15 protein-coding genes are annotated in these 18,081 nt (G+C 64.8%); 8 read left to right on the top strand and 7 right to left on the bottom strand.

Translation table 11 applies throughout. From position 1 onward, the window contains the following. Nucleotides 1-12 precede the first annotated feature (12 nt). Genes rhmD through aldA form a run of 3 tightly spaced genes read left to right on the top strand, consistent with a single transcriptional unit; the run spans nucleotide 13 to nucleotide 3,503 of the window. Nucleotides 13-1,200 (top strand): L-rhamnonate dehydratase, encoded by a 1,188-nt coding sequence (gene rhmD / locus LPW39_RS01455; protein ID WP_230770688.1) that lies wholly within the window; start codon nucleotides 13-15, stop codon nucleotides 1,198-1,200. A gap of 58 nt (nucleotides 1,201-1,258) precedes the next feature. Beyond that, nucleotides 1,259-2,059: an HpcH/HpaI aldolase family protein gene (locus tag LPW39_RS01460; RefSeq protein WP_230770690.1), complete on the top strand. Its 801-nt coding sequence runs from the start codon at nucleotides 1,259-1,261 to the stop codon at nucleotides 2,057-2,059. Nucleotides 2,060-2,069: 10 nt separating this feature from the next. Then, nucleotides 2,070-3,503, top strand: coding sequence for an aldehyde dehydrogenase (aldA, locus tag LPW39_RS01465; protein WP_230770692.1), 1,434 nt, complete (start codon nucleotides 2,070-2,072; stop codon nucleotides 3,501-3,503). A gap of 103 nt (nucleotides 3,504-3,606) precedes the next feature. On the opposite strand, the gene LPW39_RS01470 is transcribed toward aldA, so the two are convergent. Further along, complete coding sequence (locus LPW39_RS01470; RefSeq protein WP_230770693.1) at nucleotides 3,607-4,194, bottom strand: TetR/AcrR family transcriptional regulator; 588 nt, start codon at nucleotides 4,192-4,194, stop codon at nucleotides 3,607-3,609. An 88-nt stretch (nucleotides 4,195-4,282) separates the two neighbouring features. On the opposite strand from LPW39_RS01470, the gene LPW39_RS01475 reads away from it, so the two are divergent. Next, nucleotides 4,283-5,566 carry an MFS transporter gene (locus tag LPW39_RS01475; protein ID WP_230770695.1) on the top strand — a complete coding sequence of 428 codons (1,284 nt, stop codon included), beginning with the start codon at nucleotides 4,283-4,285 and terminating at the stop codon, nucleotides 5,564-5,566. Here LPW39_RS01475 and LPW39_RS01480 read toward each other — a convergent pair. The 3 genes from LPW39_RS01480 to LPW39_RS01490 are packed head-to-tail and all read right to left on the bottom strand — an operon-like array spanning nucleotide 5,563 to nucleotide 8,787. Then, nucleotides 5,563-6,576 (bottom strand): Bug family tripartite tricarboxylate transporter substrate binding protein, encoded by a 1,014-nt coding sequence (locus tag LPW39_RS01480; RefSeq protein WP_230770697.1) that lies wholly within the window; start codon nucleotides 6,574-6,576, stop codon nucleotides 5,563-5,565. The two genes, LPW39_RS01475 and LPW39_RS01480, sit on opposite strands and share 4 nt — an antisense overlap. After that, a complete protein-coding gene (locus tag LPW39_RS01485) occupies nucleotides 6,573-7,589 on the bottom strand; it encodes an NADPH:quinone oxidoreductase family protein (protein ID WP_230770698.1) in 1,017 nt (338 codons plus the stop codon). Before LPW39_RS01485 ends, LPW39_RS01480 begins: the two co-directional genes overlap by 4 nt. A 13-nt stretch (nucleotides 7,590-7,602) precedes the next feature. Further along, nucleotides 7,603-8,787: a CaiB/BaiF CoA transferase family protein gene (locus LPW39_RS01490; RefSeq protein ID WP_230770700.1), complete on the bottom strand. Its 1,185-nt coding sequence runs from the start codon at nucleotides 8,785-8,787 to the stop codon at nucleotides 7,603-7,605. A 151-nt stretch (nucleotides 8,788-8,938) separates the two neighbouring features. Between LPW39_RS01490 and LPW39_RS01495 the strand changes: the two genes are divergently transcribed. Next, nucleotides 8,939-9,877, top strand: a complete 939-nt coding sequence (locus LPW39_RS01495) for a LysR family transcriptional regulator (protein WP_230770701.1) — start codon at nucleotides 8,939-8,941, stop codon at nucleotides 9,875-9,877. Between the two features lie 16 nt (nucleotides 9,878-9,893). On the opposite strand, the gene LPW39_RS01500 is transcribed toward LPW39_RS01495, so the two are convergent. Together LPW39_RS01500 and LPW39_RS01505 are read right to left on the bottom strand one after the other, a co-directional pair. Then, complete coding sequence (locus tag LPW39_RS01500) at nucleotides 9,894-10,199, bottom strand: transcriptional repressor (RefSeq protein WP_230770703.1); 306 nt, start codon at nucleotides 10,197-10,199, stop codon at nucleotides 9,894-9,896. A gap of 164 nt (nucleotides 10,200-10,363) precedes the next feature. Further along, nucleotides 10,364-12,313 carry an IPTL-CTERM sorting domain-containing protein gene (locus LPW39_RS01505; protein WP_230770705.1) on the bottom strand — a complete coding sequence of 650 codons (1,950 nt, stop codon included), beginning with the start codon at nucleotides 12,311-12,313 and terminating at the stop codon, nucleotides 10,364-10,366. A 509-nt stretch (nucleotides 12,314-12,822) separates the two neighbouring features. On the opposite strand from LPW39_RS01505, the gene LPW39_RS01510 reads away from it, so the two are divergent. The 3 genes from LPW39_RS01510 to LPW39_RS01520 all read left to right on the top strand — a co-directional run bounded on the left by LPW39_RS01510 (nucleotide 12,823) and on the right by LPW39_RS01520 (nucleotide 16,952). Then, nucleotides 12,823-13,338 carry a sigma-70 family RNA polymerase sigma factor gene (locus tag LPW39_RS01510; protein ID WP_230770707.1) on the top strand — a complete coding sequence of 172 codons (516 nt, stop codon included), beginning with the start codon at nucleotides 12,823-12,825 and terminating at the stop codon, nucleotides 13,336-13,338. Beyond that, on the top strand, nucleotides 13,335-14,303 hold the full coding sequence (locus LPW39_RS01515; RefSeq protein WP_230770709.1) for a FecR domain-containing protein: 969 nt from the start codon (nucleotides 13,335-13,337) through the stop codon (nucleotides 14,301-14,303). The genes LPW39_RS01510 and LPW39_RS01515 overlap by 4 nt, the downstream gene beginning before the upstream one ends. Before the next feature lie 108 nt (nucleotides 14,304-14,411). Then, on the top strand, nucleotides 14,412-16,952 hold the full coding sequence (locus LPW39_RS01520; RefSeq protein ID WP_230770711.1) for a TonB-dependent siderophore receptor: 2,541 nt from the start codon (nucleotides 14,412-14,414) through the stop codon (nucleotides 16,950-16,952). A 26-nt stretch (nucleotides 16,953-16,978) separates the two neighbouring features. Here the strand turns inward: LPW39_RS01520 and LPW39_RS01525 are convergent, their stop codons facing one another. Continuing rightward, complete coding sequence (locus LPW39_RS01525) at nucleotides 16,979-17,692, bottom strand: hypothetical protein (protein WP_230770712.1); 714 nt, start codon at nucleotides 17,690-17,692, stop codon at nucleotides 16,979-16,981. Nucleotides 17,693-18,081: the final 389 nt, after the last annotated feature.

The following is an 18,081-nucleotide window of genomic DNA, read 5'->3' on the forward strand; positions in this document are numbered from 1 at the left end:
GCAAACACCACCATGAGCCAGATCCCCACTATCAAGCAAGTGCGCGCCTATACCCTCCAAGGGGGCGGTGCCGACTACCACGACCAGGCCGATGGCCACTGGATCGACGACCACATCGCCACGCCGATGGCCAAGTACCCCGAGTACCGCCAGAGCCGCCGCAGCTTCGGCATCAATGTGCTGGGCACCCTGGTCGTGGAAATCGAAGACAGCGCTGGCAACGTCGGCTTTGCCGTCACCACCGGAGGCGAGCCCGCAGCCTATATTGTCGAGAAGCACCTAGCGCGCTTTCTGGAAGGCGCCAAGGTTACCGACATCGAACGCATCTGGGACCAGATGTACTGGTCCACCCTGTACTACGGCCGCAAGGGCATCGTGATCAACACCATCTCCGGCGTGGACCTGGCGCTGTGGGATTTGCTGGGCAAGGTGCGCGGCGAGCCGGTGCACCAGCTGCTGGGCGGTGCGGTGCGCGATGAGCTGCAGTTCTACGCCACCGGTGCGCGCCCTGATCTGGCGCAGAAGATGGGCTTTATCGGCGGCAAGATGCCCCTGCACCATGGGCCGGCCGAAGGCGAGGAAGGCCTGCGCCGCAACCTGGAGGAGTTGGCCACGATGCGCGAGAGGGTGGGCCCGGACTTCTGGCTGATGCTGGACTGCTGGATGAGCCTGGACCTGAACTACGCCACCCGCCTGGCCCAGGGCGCGAAGGAGTATTGCCTGAAGTGGATCGAAGAAGCACTGCCGCCCGATGACTACTGGGGCTATGCGGCCCTCAAGAAGAACGTGCCCACCGGCATGCTGGTGACCACCGGCGAGCATGAGGCCACGCGCTGGGGCTTTCGCCAGCTGCTGGAGATGGGCTGCTGCGACATCATCCAGCCCGATGTGGGTTGGTGCGGTGGCATCACCGAGCTGCTCAAGATCTCGGCGCTGGCCGATGCGCACCAGGCGCTGGTGATTCCGCATGGCTCCAGCGTCTACAGCTACCACTTTGTGGCCACGCGCCACAACAGCCCCTTTGCCGAATTTTTGATGATGGCGCCCAAGGCCGACGAGGTGGTGCCGATGTTCCACCCGCAGCTGCTGGGCGAACCGGTGCCGGTGCAGGGCCGCATGCGCCTGTCGGCACTGGACAAGCCCGGCTTTGGCGTGGAGCTGAACCCCGTCTGCGAACTGCACCGCCCCTATACCCATTGATCAGCCATTGATCAGCCATTGATGGGCCCGCGCCGACGGGCCAGCCAGGAGACATCCTATGGATTTGCCATTGAACCCCTTCAAGGCCGCGCTGCGCCGCAGCGAGCCGCTCTACGGTATCTGGGCCGGCTTTGCCACGCCTTATGCGGCCGAGATCATCGCCACCACCGGCTATGACTGGATGCTGGTGGATGGCGAGCATGCGCCCAATACCGTGCCGACCCTGCTGGCGCAACTGCAGGCGGTGGCGCCCTATGCCACACACCCGGTGGTGCGTGCCGTGCATGGCGATGCGGTGCTGATGAAGCAGCTGCTGGATGCCGGCGTGCAGACCCTGATGGTACCGATGGTGGAGACGGCCGAGCAGGCCCGCGCGCTGGTGCAGGCCATGCGCTACCCGCCGCATGGCATCCGGGGCGTGGGTGGCGGGCTGACCCGGGCCACGCGCTGGGATGCGGTGCCCGACTACATCCGCACCGCGCATGAGCAGCTCTGCCTCGTGGTGCAGATCGAGTCGCGCCTGGGCGTTGAGAATGCCGCCGAGATTGCCGCGGTCGACGGTGTCGATGCCGTCTTTATCGGCCCGGCAGACCTCTCGACCGGCATGGGCCATGCGGGTGATGCCAGCCAGCCCGAGGTGCAGGACTGCATACGCCGCACCATCGAGACCACCTTGGCCCATGGCAAGGCCTGCGGCATTCTGGCGCCGCGGGAAGAAGATGCGCGCCGCTACACCGAATGGGGCTGCCGCTTTGTGGCGGTGGCCATCGATATCAGCCTGATGCGCCAGGCCGCCGTGGCCAACCTAGCGCGCTACCGGGCGCCCAGCCAGCCGGCCATTGTCTCTACCACCTACTGAGGACGACCCCATGCCCACCATCCCTGTTTTGCGCAACTACATTGCCGGTGCTTTCACGGACAGCGCCGAGCTGCACGAGGTCCGCAACCCTGCCACCGGCGCGCTGCTGGCGCAGTCACCGCTGGCAACCCAGGCTGATGTGGACCGCGCGATTGCTGCGGCGCGCGGCGCGCAAAAGGCCTGGGCGCGCCGCCCCGCGATTGAGCGTGCGCAGTACCTGCGCCGCATTGCCGCCCGCCTGCGCGAGAACGTCGCGCGCATTGCGCGCACCATTACCGAGGAGCAGGGCAAGGTGCTGGGCCTGGCCGAGGTGGAGGTGAACTTCACGGCCGACTACCTGGACTACATGGCCGAATGGGCGCGCCGCATTGAGGGCGAGGTCATCAGCAGCGACCGGGCCAACGAGCAGATCTTTCTGCTGCGCAAGCCAATGGGCGTGGTGGCCGGCATCCTGCCCTGGAACTTCCCCTTCTTCCTGATCGCACGCAAGATGGCGCCAGCGCTGCTCACCGGCAACACCATCGTCATCAAGCCCAGCGAAGAGACCCCCATCAACTGCCATGCCTTCACCGAGCTGCTGGCCCAGTGCGAGCTGCCGCCCGGCGTGTTCAACGTGGTCTATGGCCAGGGCGGCACCGGTGGTGCACTGTCGGCCCATGCCGGGGTGGACATGATCAGCTTTACCGGCAGCGTGGGCACCGGCGAGCGCATTGCTGCAGCGGCAGCGCCGCACATCACCAAGCTCAACCTGGAGCTGGGTGGCAAGGCCCCCGCGATTGTGCTGGCCGATGCCGATCTGGACCTGGCCGTCAAGGCCATCCGTGATTCGCGCATCATCAACACCGGCCAGGTCTGTAACTGTGCTGAGCGCGTCTATGTGCAGCGCCAGGTGGCCGATGAGTTCACCGCGCGTATTGCCAAAGCGATGGCCGCCACCCGCTATGGCGACCCGATTGCGCAGAGCGATGTGGAGATGGGCCCGCTGATCAACCAGAAGGGTCTGGACAGCGTGGACGCCAAGGTGCGCCGTGCGCTGGCCGATGGCGCGCAGCTGGTGACCGGTGGCCAGGTGGCCGATCTGGGTGCCGGCTTCCACTACCAGCCCACGGTGCTGGCCGACTGCCGCGCCGATATGGAGATCATGCGCAAGGAAATCTTTGGCCCGGTGCTGCCGATCCAGGTGGTCGAGGACCTGGACGAGGCGATTGCGCTGGCCAACGACTGCGAATACGGCCTCACGTCCTCGCTCTACACCCGCGACCTGTCCAAGGCCATGCAGGCGATGCGCGAGATCGACTTTGGCGAGACCTACATCAACCGCGAGAACTTCGAGGCCATGCAAGGCTTCCATGCCGGCGTGCGCAAGTCGGGTGTCGGGGGTGCCGATGGCAAGCATGGGCTGTATGAGTACACCCATAGCCATGTGGTGTACCTGCAGTCCTGATGGGGGCGCTGCCGCTGAGGTGTTGAGCCCCAGCTACCTGCCATGAAGAAGGCCGCCAACCCGGGTCCAGGTTGGCGGCCTTGTGTTGTTGGCGAGACGGCAATCAGGGCTTGGCGCTGAGCCCTTCCACCACCGCGCGTACCTGCTGCAGCACCTCGTCGGCGAGTGCCGGATCGGACTTGACGACGCCGCGCGAGATGGCCATCGCGCCCACCAGGGCTGCCACCAGGGTGCTGGCCAAGGCCTGGCGCTGCTGAGGGTCGGCGCTGGGCGGCAAGGCCGCCTCGATGCCGGCGCGCAGCTCGGCAAAGCCGTCGCTGAAGCTGCGGCTCACGGCCTCGCTCTGGCGGCCGGCATCGCAGGCGGTGGAGACCAGCGGGCAGCCCCGTGTCATGTCATCGCGCACCTGGGGGTTGAGGTAGCTGTCCAGGAAGGTGGCCATCGCATGCTCGCTCTTTTCACTGGCCTGCTTGACCCGGCCAAAGCCTTGCTCAAACCCATAGGCCAGCGCCTGGGCGGCCAGGTCCTGCTTGTCGCTGAAATGCTTGTACAAGGCGCCCTGCGTCAGACCCGCCTGCTGGCAGATATCGGCCACGCCCGTGCCATCAATGCCGCGTTCCTTGAACAGCGCAGCGGCGGCATCCAGCAGTGCCTGGCGGTTCTGTTGCGCTTGTTCCTTGGTGACTTTCATCGCAAATACCCTGCTTGAACCTGTGCTTGACAGTTTTTGATTGTGATCGCTATCATTGTAGCTCCTCCGCCGATAACATCCAAATAACATGCTCGCTTCCCGACTCGCCGTGCTGCTCCAGCGCCATGGCATCCATTACGCCTGGGTGATTGCCGCCATCACCTTCCTGGCCATGCTGGTCACCTCGGCGGCGCTGGGCTTGCCGGGGGTGCTGATGCAGCCGCTGGCCGTCGAGTTTGGCTGGAGCGTGCGTGATCTGTCCTCGGTGTTCGCCACCCGCTTTGCGCTGTATGGCCTGCTGGGGCCCTTTGCAGCCGTCATTTTGCTGCGCTATGGCGTATCGCGTGTGGTGGCGCTGGCTGCGGCGGTGATTGCCAGTGCCTTGCTGCTGGGCCTGTTCATGCACAACCTGGGCCAGGCCTTTGTGCTCTGGGGCATTGTGCTGGGCATGGGCACGGGCCTGACTGCGATGGTGCTGGGTGCCACGGTGGCCAACCGCTGGTTTGTACAGCGCAAGGGCCTGGTCATGGGTTTGCTGGCGGGCAGCAGTGCCACCGGCCAGCTGCTGTTCTTGCCAGCTGCTGCCTGGCTGATTGCGCAGTACGGCTGGCGCTGGGCGCTGCTGCCGGTGGTGGCGGCATCGGCCGTGGTGCTGGTGCTGGTGCTGCTGTTCATGCGCGACAGCCCGGCCCAGATGCAGCTGGCCCCTTATGGCGCTGACCCTGCTGCAGCGCCCGCCGCGCCTGCACCCCGCGCCAGCTGGGGCCTGCCCTTCAGCACCTTGGCCGCTGCCTCGCGCGTGCCCGCCTTCTGGATTTTGGCGGGCACCTTTTTCATCTGCGGGCTCAGCACCAATGGGCTGATCCAGACCCACTTTGTCTCGCTCTGCGGTGACTATGGCCTGGGCCCGGTGCCAGCGGCATCGGTGCTGGCGATGATGGGCATTTTTGACCTGGTGGGCACGACCTTGTCGGGCTATCTGTCGGACCGCTATGACAGCCGCAAGCTGCTGTTCTGGTACTACGGCCTGCGCGGGCTGTCGCTGTTCTGGCTGCCGTACTCCGAGTTCACCGTGGCCGGCCTGTCGCTGTTTGCGGTGTTCTATGGGCTGGACTGGATTGCGACCGTGCCGCCCACCGTCAAGCTGGTGGCCAGCGAGTTCGGGCCCGAGCGCGCAGCGCTGGTGTTTGGCTGGGTGTTTGCCGCCCACCAGCTCGGTGCCGCAGTGGCCGCCTATGGCGCAGGTCTGGCGCGCTCGGTGCTGTCGTCCTATTCACCCGCGTTGTTTGTCGCAGGCGCTGCCTGCCTGGTGGCGGCAGCGGCGGTGCTGTGGGTGCGCAAGCCGGTGATCGCCTTGCGCGCCGTGGGTTAATCCGCCCGCGCGCCCGAGCGTTTCACAATCTCGGCCCATTTCTTTTCTTCGCTGCGCATATAGGCCAGAAACTCCTGCGGGCTCGACCCGACGGGTTCGGCGCCCATGCGCTGGTACTGCGCGGCCACCTCGGGCTTGCGCAAGGCCTGCTGCGCGGCCTGGGCCAGTTTTCCGACGATCTCGGGCGGCGTGTTCTTGGGCGCCCAGAGGCCATACCAGGTGCTGGTGGCGTAGTCGGCAATGCCCGATTCCTGCATGGTCGGAATCTGCGGTAGCGAGCTGGAGCGCTTGGCGGTGGTCACGGCCAACGCCTTGAGCTTGCCCGAGGTGATAAAGGGCATGGCCGAGGGCATCGAGTCAAACATCAGCTGGATCTGGCCGCCCATCAGATCGGTGAGTGCCGGCGAGCTGCCCTTGTAGGGCACATGCTGCATGGCGATGCCGGTCTTGAGCTTGAACAGCTCGCCCGACAGGTGCTGCGACGAGGCATTGCCGGCCGAGCCAAAATTGACCGTGCCCTTGCTCTTTTTCAGGTAGGCCACCAGCTCTTGCACGTTCGACACCGGCAGCTCGCTGTTGACCACCAGCACCAGCGGCACATCGACGATCTGCGTGATCGGTGCAAAGTCGTTGAAGGAGTCATACGGCACCTTGTCGTAGACCGAGGGGTTGATCACCTGCAGCGAGGCATTGGCCAGCAGGGTATAGCCATCGGGCTGGGCCTTGGCGACCTGGGCCGCGCCCACCATGCCGCTGGCACCGGGCTTGTTGTCGATGAAGATGGTCTGCTTCAGGCTCTCGCTCATCGAGATGGCGACGAGGCGGCCGACCAGGTCAGTGGGGCCGCCGGGCGGGTAGGGGATCACCATGCGGATGGTCGAGGCCGGGTAGTCGGCCGCCGATGCCGCGTTGGCAGCAGGCAGGCCGCTGCCCAGCAGGGCCAGGCCCAGGCCGGTATGCAGCAGCGATTGCAGGGCCTGGCGGCGCTGCGGTGCGTGGCGTTGTGTCATGTCTTGTCTCCTTGTATTTGTAGCGCGACCTTGCCCAGCACCTCGCGGCTGTGCAGCGCATCCAGCGCATCGCAGAGCTGGTCCATGGCGTACACCCGCGAGATGTCGGGATGGATGGCGTCGCGGTGGGCCATCTCAAACAGCGCGGCCATCATGGCCTGCATGGCGGCGGCATGGCGCTGGCGCTCGTTGGCGGGCGTCCAGCCGATGTACTGGCCATAGAAGAAGCCGTGGATCGTCAGGTTCTTGACCAGCGCGATATTCATCGGCACCTTGGGGATCGTGCCGCTGGCAAAACCGATGATGACGATGCGCCCGTTCTGCGCGGTGCAGCGCTGCGCCTGCAGCAGCAGGTCGCCGCCCACCGGGTCAAACACCAGGGTGGCGCCTTTGCCCCCGGTCACCGCCTTGACCTGCTCGATCAGGTGCTGCGGGTCGACCGCATGCTGCGCGCCACGGCGCAAGGCCGCCTGGCGCTTTTCTTCGCTGCTGGCGCATGCAATCACCTGCACGCCGGGGACCTGGGCGGCCAGCTCGACAGCCGCCGCACCCACGCCCGAGCCGGCACCCAGCACCAGCAGGCTGTCGCCCGCCTGCAGCGCCGCGCGCCAGTGCAGGGCGGTGTAGGCCGTGCCGTAAGAGATCGGCAGCGCCAGCGCGCGCAGCGGGTCCAGCCCCGCGGGTACGGCATACACGGTGCTGGCATGCACCTTGGCCTGCTGCGCATAGGCGCCCCAGTCGCAGATGAACACGACCGGGTCGCCTACCTGGACATGGGCCACGGCGCTGCCGCATTGCAGCACCCGGCCCACGCCTTCGGTGCCGGGCACAAAGGGCAGCGGCGGGGTCTTTTGGTACTTGCCCTCGATCAGCAGGCCGGTCGCGTGGCTGACGGTGGCATGGCGCACGTCGATCAGCACCTCGTCAGGGGCCAAGGCGGTGGGGGGCTCGGTGGTTTGGACGGCGGTCACATCGCGGGGCAGGCCGAAGCTGCGGCAGACAATGGCTTTCATGGCACAGCTCCTTTCACAGGCCCACGACCTGGCGGGCCGCCAGTGCGTCGATCTCGCCCGGTGCCAGGCCCAGGCTGCGCAGAATCTGCAGGCTGTCGGCACCAATGCGCGGTGCGGGCAGCGGTGCATCGGGCTTTGCCGGCCAGGGCGTGGCGGCCATCAGCACCTCGCCAAAATCGGGCTGCTGCAGGGTCTTGAAGGTGGCCAGGTGCCGGGCCTGCGGGTGCTGCACCACATCGGCTGCGTTATGTACCACCGCATGCAGCACGCTGTGCTGGTTGAACAGTGCGCGCAACTCGGCCAGCGTGCGACCTGCGACGGCGCGGGCCAGGTCGGCATGCAGCACGGCCTTGTGCTGCAGCCGCAGTGCATTGCTGGCAAAGCGTGGGTCGCTGTCCCAGCCGGTCAGGTCCAGCGCCTTGCCAATGCGCAGAAACTGCTCGTTGTTCAGCGCCAGAATCGTCAAACGGCCATCGGCCGCATCAAAGATGCCATTGGGCGCGCTGACGGCCGCCTTGACGGTCTGGCCGCCCAGCACCTCTTCCGACAGCGCGGTCGATTGCAGCGCGCAGCAGACATTGAACAGGTTCAGCTCCACATGCTGGCCCTTGCCGGTCTTCATGCGCTGCAGCAGCGCGGCGGTGCAGGCCTGCGCGGCATACACGCCGGTGGCAATGTCGGCCAGCAAGAAGCCGATGCGCTGCGGTGCGCCCTGCGCATCGCGGTTGCTGTTCATCAGCCCGGTGTCGGCCTGCATCACCGAGTCAGTCGCCGGGTTGTCGGCAAAAGGGCCGTCCGCGCCATAGCCGCTGATCGACACATAGACCGGCTCCAGCCCCAGCGCCTGAAGCGTGGCAAAGTCCAGGCCCAGGCGCTCCACCACCTGCGGGCGAAAGTTCTGTACCACCACATCGGCATCACGCGCCAGCTGCAGGATCAGCGCCTTGCCCTCGGGCTGCTTGGCATCGACCGCCAGGCTTTGCTTGCCGGCGTTGTAGGTGCTGGACAAGGTGCTGTGGCCATTGCGGGCTACGCCCACATGGCGGCCCCAGTCGCCCTGGGCGGGCTCGACCTTGATGACCTCGGCACCCTGGTGGGCGAGCAGCTGGGCGCAGTAGGGGCCGGCCACGCCCTGGCTCAAATCCAGGACCTTGAAACCGGCGAGCGGGGTAAACCCCAGTGTTGACTCTGGCGTCACGTATTGTCTCCTTGCATGGCCCGGGCTAGGCGACACCCGCCCGGACGTTTGTTGTGAGACCCATGTTAAAAACGCGAAGCCGCTTTGGGAACTGCCAAAGCACAGCCATCAGTGGTGATTCAAAATCAACAATCAAAAGGGGATGCCGGCCATGGACCTGAACCTGGTGCGTTTGTTTGTGGCGATTGCCGAGTCGCGCAACCTGAGCGATGCGGCCCAGCGCTCGGGCGTCACGCGTTCGAATGTGTCGCGCCGGCTGGCGCTGCTGGAAAAGCAGTTTGGCGCGCAGCTGCTGCGCCGTACCACCCGGCATATGGAGCTGACCCAGGCCGGCCGCATCCTGCATGGCCAATGCCTGCTGGCCCTCAATGCGCTGCAAAGCGCCCAGCTGCAGATCGACCAGATCCACCAGACCATCAGTGGCGAGATCCGCGTGCGCATTCCCACCGGTTTGGGGCATTTCCACCTCAAACCGCTGATCCTGGACTTTTGCCAGGCGCATCCCGATCTGCTGCTGCGCCTCGTCATCAACGACCAGATCCATGACCTGGTGGCCTCCAAGGTAGACCTGGCGATCCACATCACCTCGGCACCGCTGGAAGACCATGTGGCCACCCGCGTCTGCGGCATCGAATGGGGGCTGTTTGCCACCCCGGCCTATCTGCAGACTCTGGGCCTGGCGCTGCAAACCCCGCAGGACATCAAGCACGCCCGGCTGCTGGCGCCCCTCAACATCCACCACCGGCTGGAGTTCTGGCGGCACAGCGATGGCCTGCATGAGCAGGTGCAGAGCATGCCGTCGATCCAGTCGGGCGACTACCAGTTTCTGTTCAACGCCGCGATGGCCGACCTGGGCGTGGTGCTGCTGCCCTACTATGCCGTGCGGGAGGCCATCGCCCAGCGCAGCCTGGTGCAGGTGCTGGATGGCTTTGGCGTCAAGGGCGTGGGCGATGCGCTCTATGTGGTGCGCGCGCCCAACCGCCAGCCCTCGGCGGCCACCCTGGCGCTGATCGAGCTGCTGGTCTCATCGATCCAGAAGATGGCGCCGGGCTGGCGCCTGGGCACTGCAGCGGCAGGTGCCGGGCAGTGATCCAGTCAGCGAGTTTTTATACGCCAGCCGCCAGGCTGTAGACCGTCAAACCGCCATCTTCGCGGTCGCGCATCAGCAGGCCGGCCTGGGCCATCTCCTTGGCCACGCAGTAGATGGTGGCCGCTGGCAGGGGGGCGCCGCTTTGGGCGAGGTGGGAGGAGATATCAGCACATTTGACGCGAGAGCGGCCCAGCTGGACGATGGCCTCCAGCACCCGCAGCCGGGCCGGCGTGGGCCGTATGCGCACATGGCGGCTGCGCTTGAACCAGTGGGCAGCGGGCAGGGCGGGCGCTGCCTTGCGGGGTGCGTGGTCATCATTCATGGGCGCATCCTGGCATGGCAGTTTGGAGCCGGTTTGTCGATCTGTGGCAATTTGTGTCAACATGCCTGAGTCGGGGCGGACTGCGCTGCAGGGCGTCTGGCAGTAGGGAGGGGCAGATGACCCAGGGGCGCTGCGCCTGCGCACCCCGAGCATTGGTCAGGCGCTTAACCGATGCGCTGACCGCGCGAACGCATGCGCCAGGCCCCAATGCCGGCGGTCAGCAAGGTCAGCAGTACCAGGCTCCATTGCTGCAGGCTGGGCACAGGCTCCACGCTGCCGGGCACAGGCGGGGGTGGAGGCGGGGGCGGGGGTGGAGGCGGCACAGGCGGGTTGGTGGTGGCCACGGTGGCGGAGGCCATGCAAGGCTGCGCGGTGTTGCCGGTGCATTGCGCATTGGCTTCGCCCACCGCCAAAGAGGCCGTGTTGACCAGGCTGGCAGGGGGCTGAGCGCCGACGGTGGTGGCCAGCTGGATCGTCACGCTGTCACCAGCGGCGAGCGATACGACCGTCACATCCACCGCGCCGGTGCCGCTGGCGGGTACGCAGGCGGCGGCGCCACTGCTGGTACAGGTCCAGCTGGCGTTGTCCAGGCCGGCGGGCAGCAGGTCGGTGATACGGGCCTGGGTGACAGGCACATGGCCGGCATTGTGGGCGGTGATGGTGTAGTTCAGCGGCTGGCCGGCATAGACCGCAGCACTGGCCTGCGCCGTCTTGCTCAGTTGCAGCAAGGGAGTGGGCCACAGATCCACCGCAGCCGAAGCGGTGCAGGGCTTGTCCTGGGTCTGCGCGTTGGCCGGGTTGTAGCACAGCCATTCGGCATTGCTGTCCGTCACGCTGGCGGTGTTGCGGACCTGGTCCATGCGGGTAGTGATGCTGTCCACCGTGGCGACCACGGTGTAGACCAGACTGGCCTTGGCGCGCAAGCTGGCAATGGTCTGGCTCAGCACATCGCCTGCGGCCAGGCTGCCGCTGGCTTGGGGGCAGACTGCGAGGCTGCCGACCGGCGACTGGCAGCTCCAGGTGGCCGAGGCAAAGCCGGCGGGTAAGGTGTCCGACAGGGCCACGCCAGTCAGCTCGGCCGCGCCTTCGTTCTTGACGGTGACGGTGTAGCTGGCGGTTTGCCCGGCGTAGAGCGGGCCGGTTGCATCCACCGTCTTGGTCACGCTGAGCAGGGGGCTGGTAGCCACCGATGCCGAGGCGCTGCAGGGCGTGGGAAAGCCATCGCGGGCATCGCAGCTGAGGGTGCTGGTGGCAGGCGGCTCAATGGTGGCCGTATTGGTGATAACCGTGGCCCCTGTGGGCAGCGGGCTGCTGAAGCGCGATTGCACGCGGAATACCAGGGCGCTGCCAGCGGGCAGCGTCGGCAACACGGTATCGAGCGGAAAGCTGCCGGTGGCCGGCGTGGGGCAGACGGCTGCGCTGCCGGTGGGGCGGCTGCAGCTCCAGCTGCTGGCCGCTGTCTGCAGACCATCGGGCAGCGTATCTCGCAGGCGGGTGCCACTGGCGTCGCGCATGCTGGCATTGGTGACCGTGATGTCGTAGAGCACCGGGGCATTGGCGCTGGCGAGGCCGGTGTAGGCGCTGCCGTCGTTGTTGACCGCCTGCTTGGCCACCGAAAGCGGCGGCGAGCACGAAGCCGTGCCGCTGGACTGCACCAGCAGGCCGGAAGGGTCGCCCTGGTTGCCGACGACGACATAGATCGTGTTGGCACCGGTCTTGAAACCGTTATTGAGTACCACTGGCACATTGCCGCCGGTACCAAATCCACCGACGCCTAAACGCGTGCCATTGTTCGTGTAATCAAATACCGCGTCATTCACTAAAATGCGTTTGACCTGGTTATCCACATACAGACTCAAACTCAGATTGAAACTGTCTGGATCGACTGCCGGGTCGAGTGTGAACTGGTATTGGTAGACGTAATAACTTCTGCCGTATTGCACGCCAATCCATTGGGCATTGCCAAAGGGCGACTGCACCCAGGCACCATTGCCAGCGCCCGGGCGTGCCACCGGGCCCGGAGCGTAGCTCAAGGCAGCAGCGGCTGCTGATGTGGTGATATCGCCCAAGGCCGATGCAATGGACCAATGTGCATCCAGGCTGCCAAGCGGCATTTTGGGGCTGTTGATACTGTAGCCATTGCTGCCATCAATACCCGTATTGAATATGGCAGGATCTGTACTGCAGGAAATAACAGGGGCAGTTTGGGCCTGGACCACCAGCGGTTGGGCAAGTGCCGCCACCGCACATCCCAGGCCCACATAATGGGCCACCGTTATTTTGAAGGCTTTCATTTCATTCCTGTGAATAACTTTATTCAATTCTGTTATGCATCGTAGTAGGATGAACAGGCGTCAGGAATACGGCAATGTCAAACATCCTTATGCCGCAGGATGGTTAACAATTTTTATGAGTGTGCGAGATGCGGTTGAAACCCGGTAATGCTTGATGTGCATCAAGCTGCTGGGTGCGACGGGGGTGACCGCGGATATGGCGATGGGCAGGCCGGTCAGCGGCCGACAGCTGCAGGAGACAGTTCAGCAAGAGCACTACCCTTGGTGAAAAAAGAATCATTATCAATTATGATCTTGCGGTTGTTTGTGTTGACCCAACGGCCTTGTCCATGCCACAGCCTTCGCTCCTTACCGACGTGGAGACCATTTTTCGCCAGCACCACGCATGGCTGCGTGGGCGCTTGATGCTGCGCGCATCCAGCCACAGCGAGGCAGAGGATGTGGCCTCGGAAACCTTTTTGCAGCTGACGGAAAAGGGCAGGTCCGCAGAAGGCGAGATGCTGGATATCCGGCACCCGCGTGCCCTTTTGTCGACGATTGCCAAACGCATCCTCATCAAGCTCTGGCAGCGCCAGGATCTGGAAGCGGCTTACGAAAACACCTTGCGCCATATGCCCGAGGCGATGGCACTGTCCCCCGAGATGCACGCGATGCTGGTGGAAGCCATCTGCCAGATCGACAGGGCGCTGGCTGCGCTGCCGCTGCCGGTCAAGACGGTCTTTCTGCTGTCGCGGCTGGAAGGTATGCGCTACCCGCAGATCGCAGAGCACATGGGCATCTCGCTGGCCACTGTGGAGCGCCATATGCGACGCGCTCTGCTGCAATGCCTGCGCTGCGCGCCATGAGCCGCGCAGACGCCCCCAGCCCCGCTTTGCGCGCTGCCGTGGATTGGCTGGTGCGCCATGAGGCTGAAACAATGAGCGCGGCCGACCACCAGGCTTTTGCGTGCTGGCTGCAGCAAGATGCGCAGCACCAGGCCGCCTGGGAGCGCGTGCGCTCGGCGCTGGCCGAGCCGCTGACGGCGGTGCGCAGCCTGCAGGCCCATACCGAGGGCCTGCATGCGCAGGCGGCCATGCAGGCACTGTCCCAAACCCGCCGCCGCCGGGTACTGCGGGGCGCGCTGGCGCTGGGCGGTATCGGCGTGGCGAGTGCATTCGTCGCAGACCGGCTGACGCCGCTGGGCCAGCTGATGGCCGATTGGCAGACCGGCACCGGTGAGCGCCGTGAATTTACGCTGGCCGATGGCAGCCGCGTGCTGCTGGATGCCCGGTCTGCAGTCGATGTGCATGATGCCGCTGGCAGCCCCGCGCTGCAGCTGCGCGCCGGGGCCTTGATTGCCAGGCGCTCCTCAGTCGGCGCGGCGCCATTGCAGATCCGAACCCGCGATGGCTTGGCGCTGCTCGATGCCGGCAGCATGATGGGCCGGGTCTATGCCGACCGGACGGAAATGGTGGCGCTGGACCAGGGCCTGAGCCTGCGGCCCCGTGAGGCTGCCCAGGTCTTGCTGCGGGCGGGCCAGGGCGCGCGCTTCAGTGCCCATCAACTCCAGGCGCTGGGCGCCAATGCGGTGCAGCGCGCCGCTTGGCAGCAGGGCATGCTCGCCGTTGATGACTGGCCGCTGGCGGAGGTGGCCCAGGCGCTGCAGGCCTATTTTTCTGGCTACATCCGGGTGGCCCCTGCGGTCGCGGATCTGCGGGTGTTTGGCATCTTCAGGCTGGATGTCGATGAGTTGCTGGCAACGCTCAGCCAGATGCTGCCGCTGCAGATCCAGCGTTGGGGGCCGTTGATCCGTATTGGCGAGAAGGTCTGACGCGGAGGTCGAAGCGATCTCCGATACGGTGCTCCCTGCAAATAGATGAGGGGTTTTTTAGTTTCGGCGCACTGGTTAAGCAGTACCCAGCCAAAAGGAACTTCTGCCGTGACTACTTCCCGCCCCCAGCGCCGCCATGGCGCTGCCCCCTCGACCGTGTGCAACTGCGCTGAACGCTCGCCCTTCCATGCCATCGCCTTGGCTGCCTTGCTGGCCTGTGCGCTGGCGCCTGCCACCGGCCAGGCTGCCGATACGCCCCCAGCTGCTGCCGTGCAGCTCGACATTCCTGCCGGTAGCCTGGCCGATACCCTGACCCGGATTGGCCAGCAGACTGGCCGCAGCATCGTCGCCGACCCTGCCCTGCTGCAAGGCCAGCGCAGTGCCGCGATCCAGGGACACTGGACGGCAGAGCAGGCGGTGCGCAAGGCGCTGGAGGGTTCTGCGCTGCAGCTGCAGACCCTGAACGGTGGCGCGCTGCAGATCCGCAAGCCAACAGCTCCGCAGCCACCGGTGGCGGAGGCGGTGCCGTCCGTTGAGACAGCCGTCGTACCCGCAGAGGCCAGCCACCAGCTGGCCACCGTGGTCGTGACCGACCAGCGCTCCGACAGCTCGCTGATGCAGCCCACCCGGCAGGTCACGGTGATCGAGGGTGAAGAGCTGGACGACCTGCGTGCCACCTCGGCCAATCTGAACAGTCTGCTGGCCAAGAGCGTGCCAGGCATGTCCGACTCCAGCCGCAACATGAGCGATTTCGGCATGACCCTGCGCGGCCGCAACGTGCTGGTGCTGGTCGATGGCATTCCGCTCAACACCAACCGCGACACGGCGCGCAACCTGGTCAATGTGGAGATGAGCCGCATCGAGCGGGTCGAGGTGTTGCGCGGCAGCAATGCCATCTACGGCAGCGGTGCGACCGGGGGGGTTATCTCGGTCACGACGCGCCCGGTGGGTGGCAAGCCGGTGGCGCGTACCACGGTGGGTTTTGACAGCGCGCTCTCGCGCCTGAGCGGCGACGGCCTGGGCGGCCAGGTGCAGCACTACCTGTCGGGGGCCGGTGATGTGGTCGATTACGAGGTCGATATTTCGGCCCGCCGCATCGGCGGAGCCTTTGACGGCCACGGCGACCGTATCGCGCCGGACGCCAGCCAGGGCGATCTGTTCGACTCGAACACCTACAGCCTGGGCGGCAAGATCGGCTTTCGCATCGATGCGGACCAGCGCATCCAGCTGGCGGCCAGCCACCTGCGTGCGCACCAGAAGTCGGACTATGCCAACGACCCCAGCGTCAACCAGGCACCATTGGGATCAGTAGCGGCCCGCGCCATCCGGGGGCTGAAGCTGGCCGACCAGAACCAGGTGGAAAACAGCTTGCTGAGCGCCAGCTACGAACACAAGGACCTGGGCGGCAGCACCCTGAGCGCGATGGTCTACGGCCGTGACAACTACGTGCGCTTTGCGCCCTTTGATGCCCGCAGCAACACCAACCGGGGCAATTTTGTCGACCAGGTGATGCAGAACAACAAGGTGTTTGGCAGCCGCCTGACCATCACCACGCCGATCGGCGAAGACAAGACCACCAAGCTGGTCTGGGGCGCGGACTACATCCAGGAGCGCAGCAACATGCCGCTCGATACCTTTGATGCCGCCGTCTATGACGCCAGTGGCGGTCTGGTGTTCCAGCCCACGGGGCAGCGCATGTACATGCCCTGGGTCACCGTCAAAAGCGCGGGCGCCTTTGGTCAGTTGCAGCACAAGTTCAGCGACCAGTGGTCCGCCGAAGGCGGCTTGCGCTATGAGAAATCGCAGGCCAGCTTTGACGATTTTCAGCCGCTGTCACAGTCGCGCCTGCCCAATCCGGCCACGGTGGGGGGCGGCAAGGTCTCCTACGACGCGGTGCTTTACAACCTGGGTCTGGCCTTCAAGCCCTGGAAGAACCACGAGTTCTACACCTCGTTCAGCCAGGGCTTTGACCTGCCCGATGTGGGCCTGCAGCTGCGCAATGCAGGGGCCAAGTTCGATATCAATGCCTCCGAGCTGGAACCGGTCAAGACCGACAACTATGAGATCGGCTGGCGCGGCAGTTTTGGCGACACCATGGCAACGTTGGCGCTGTTCCAGTCACGCTCGGACCTGGGCGCCGTGCAGTCCTTCAACAACGGCCTGCACCTGACGCGCACGCGCGAACGCATTCGCGGTGTGGAGCTGACTGCCGACCACTATGCCGACCACTGGACCACCGGCGGCACCGTCACCTGGATGCAGGGCCGAGAGACGCCGCCCGGTGCCAGCAGCGATCAGCGCATGACGGGCTACCGCATCCCGCCGCTCAAGATCACCGGCTATGTGCAGTACAACCCCAGCAGCCGCTGGAGCCTGCGCACCCAGTTCAACTGGTTTGGCGCACGCGACTACCGCCTGGCCGATGGCAAGACCCAGTTCGCCCGGGCTGATGTGAAAAGCTACTACAGCGTCGATGTGGTGGGCCGCTACCAGTTCGACAACAAGGACCTGGTCACCGTCGGCGTGCAGAACCTGTTCAACCGCTACTACCTGCCGCTCTACAGCCAGCTGATGCGCAGCGGCAAGAACGACAGCCGCCTGCCCGCGTCGGGGGCGACCTTGACGGCAAGCTATACGCACAACTGGTGATCTGGGCGGATGGGAGGCGCTGCGTGCTATGCGTCGTGGCGGTCTCTGAACCACAGCCATACCACCGCAGCCACGCAGATGCTGGCGCCCATCAGACTGAAAACACCAGCGATGCGGGTATCGCTGGCCAGCAGGTTCCAGCGGCTGAAGATTTCTGTCCAGTCATGTTCGCCACCACCGACCAAGGGCAATTGCTGGCTGCGGGCGTCTTTCATATAGCGTGCAACATTCAGCACACTGGCCCCCAACCACAGCCAGGCTGCCGCAAAGCCCAGGCTGTGCCGTTGTCGCCAGAAATGGTGCACAAACAAAAGCGGAAACAGCAACTGAAAAAGGGTGCCGCCATACACCGCCAGGCGGCCCGAGAAAATGCCCACGATGGGATGCCCGGCCTCATGGATGGCCAGGTTGGCATGGTCCAGTAAAAAGACCCATTGGTCTGCAGTCAGCAGGTGCTGCGCCAGCACGTACAAAGCGGCCAAGGCCATGGCGACCGTTGACCATAAACTGGTGCCTTGCCAGTCCTCAGCGTTTATCTCCTGCCAATCCTCTTTCAGCGACATCACTTGTCCTCCCTGCTTCTCGTTTGCAGAGCAGTTTAGGGGCAGTACCACATCGCTCCACAGCAGTTGGTGACGAACTACTACTGGCTGAGGAGGAGATGGCTGTTGCGAGTATTGAGCTGTTGGTTGATGCCAACAAGAGGCTGGACTTGCTGGCGCCAGGCGAGCCGAAGCCATTGCGCAATGCAGGTCGTTGCCAGGTCTGCCAAGGCCAGGGTCAGCCGTTAAAAATGGCGTGCTGGACAATAAAAAAACCAAGTGAAATCAATCACTTGGTTTGTGTATTGGCGGAAGCGGTGAGATTCGAACTCACGGATGGCTTTCACCATCGCCGGTTTTCAAGTCTGGCGCTTTTTTGTTGAAAAACAAACGCTTTCCTTGAATTAATTTCCGCATGGATAGCAAATCAATGAGCAATAAGCTGTTGAATTTTCAGTGCCTGTAGGAGGGGGTGCGGAAAGCTTTTATGGCTATCTGGAGTGGCGCGAAAACCAGCTGGGGGCAAGCTGGTACTGAGCCACGCCCTGGCCAAATACATGAGGATGGCAGGGTCGATCAACGCCCAG

Origin of the sequence: Comamonas koreensis, assembly GCF_021026195.1 — a bacterium.
GTDB lineage: Bacteria > Pseudomonadota > Gammaproteobacteria > Burkholderiales > Burkholderiaceae_C > Comamonas > Comamonas koreensis.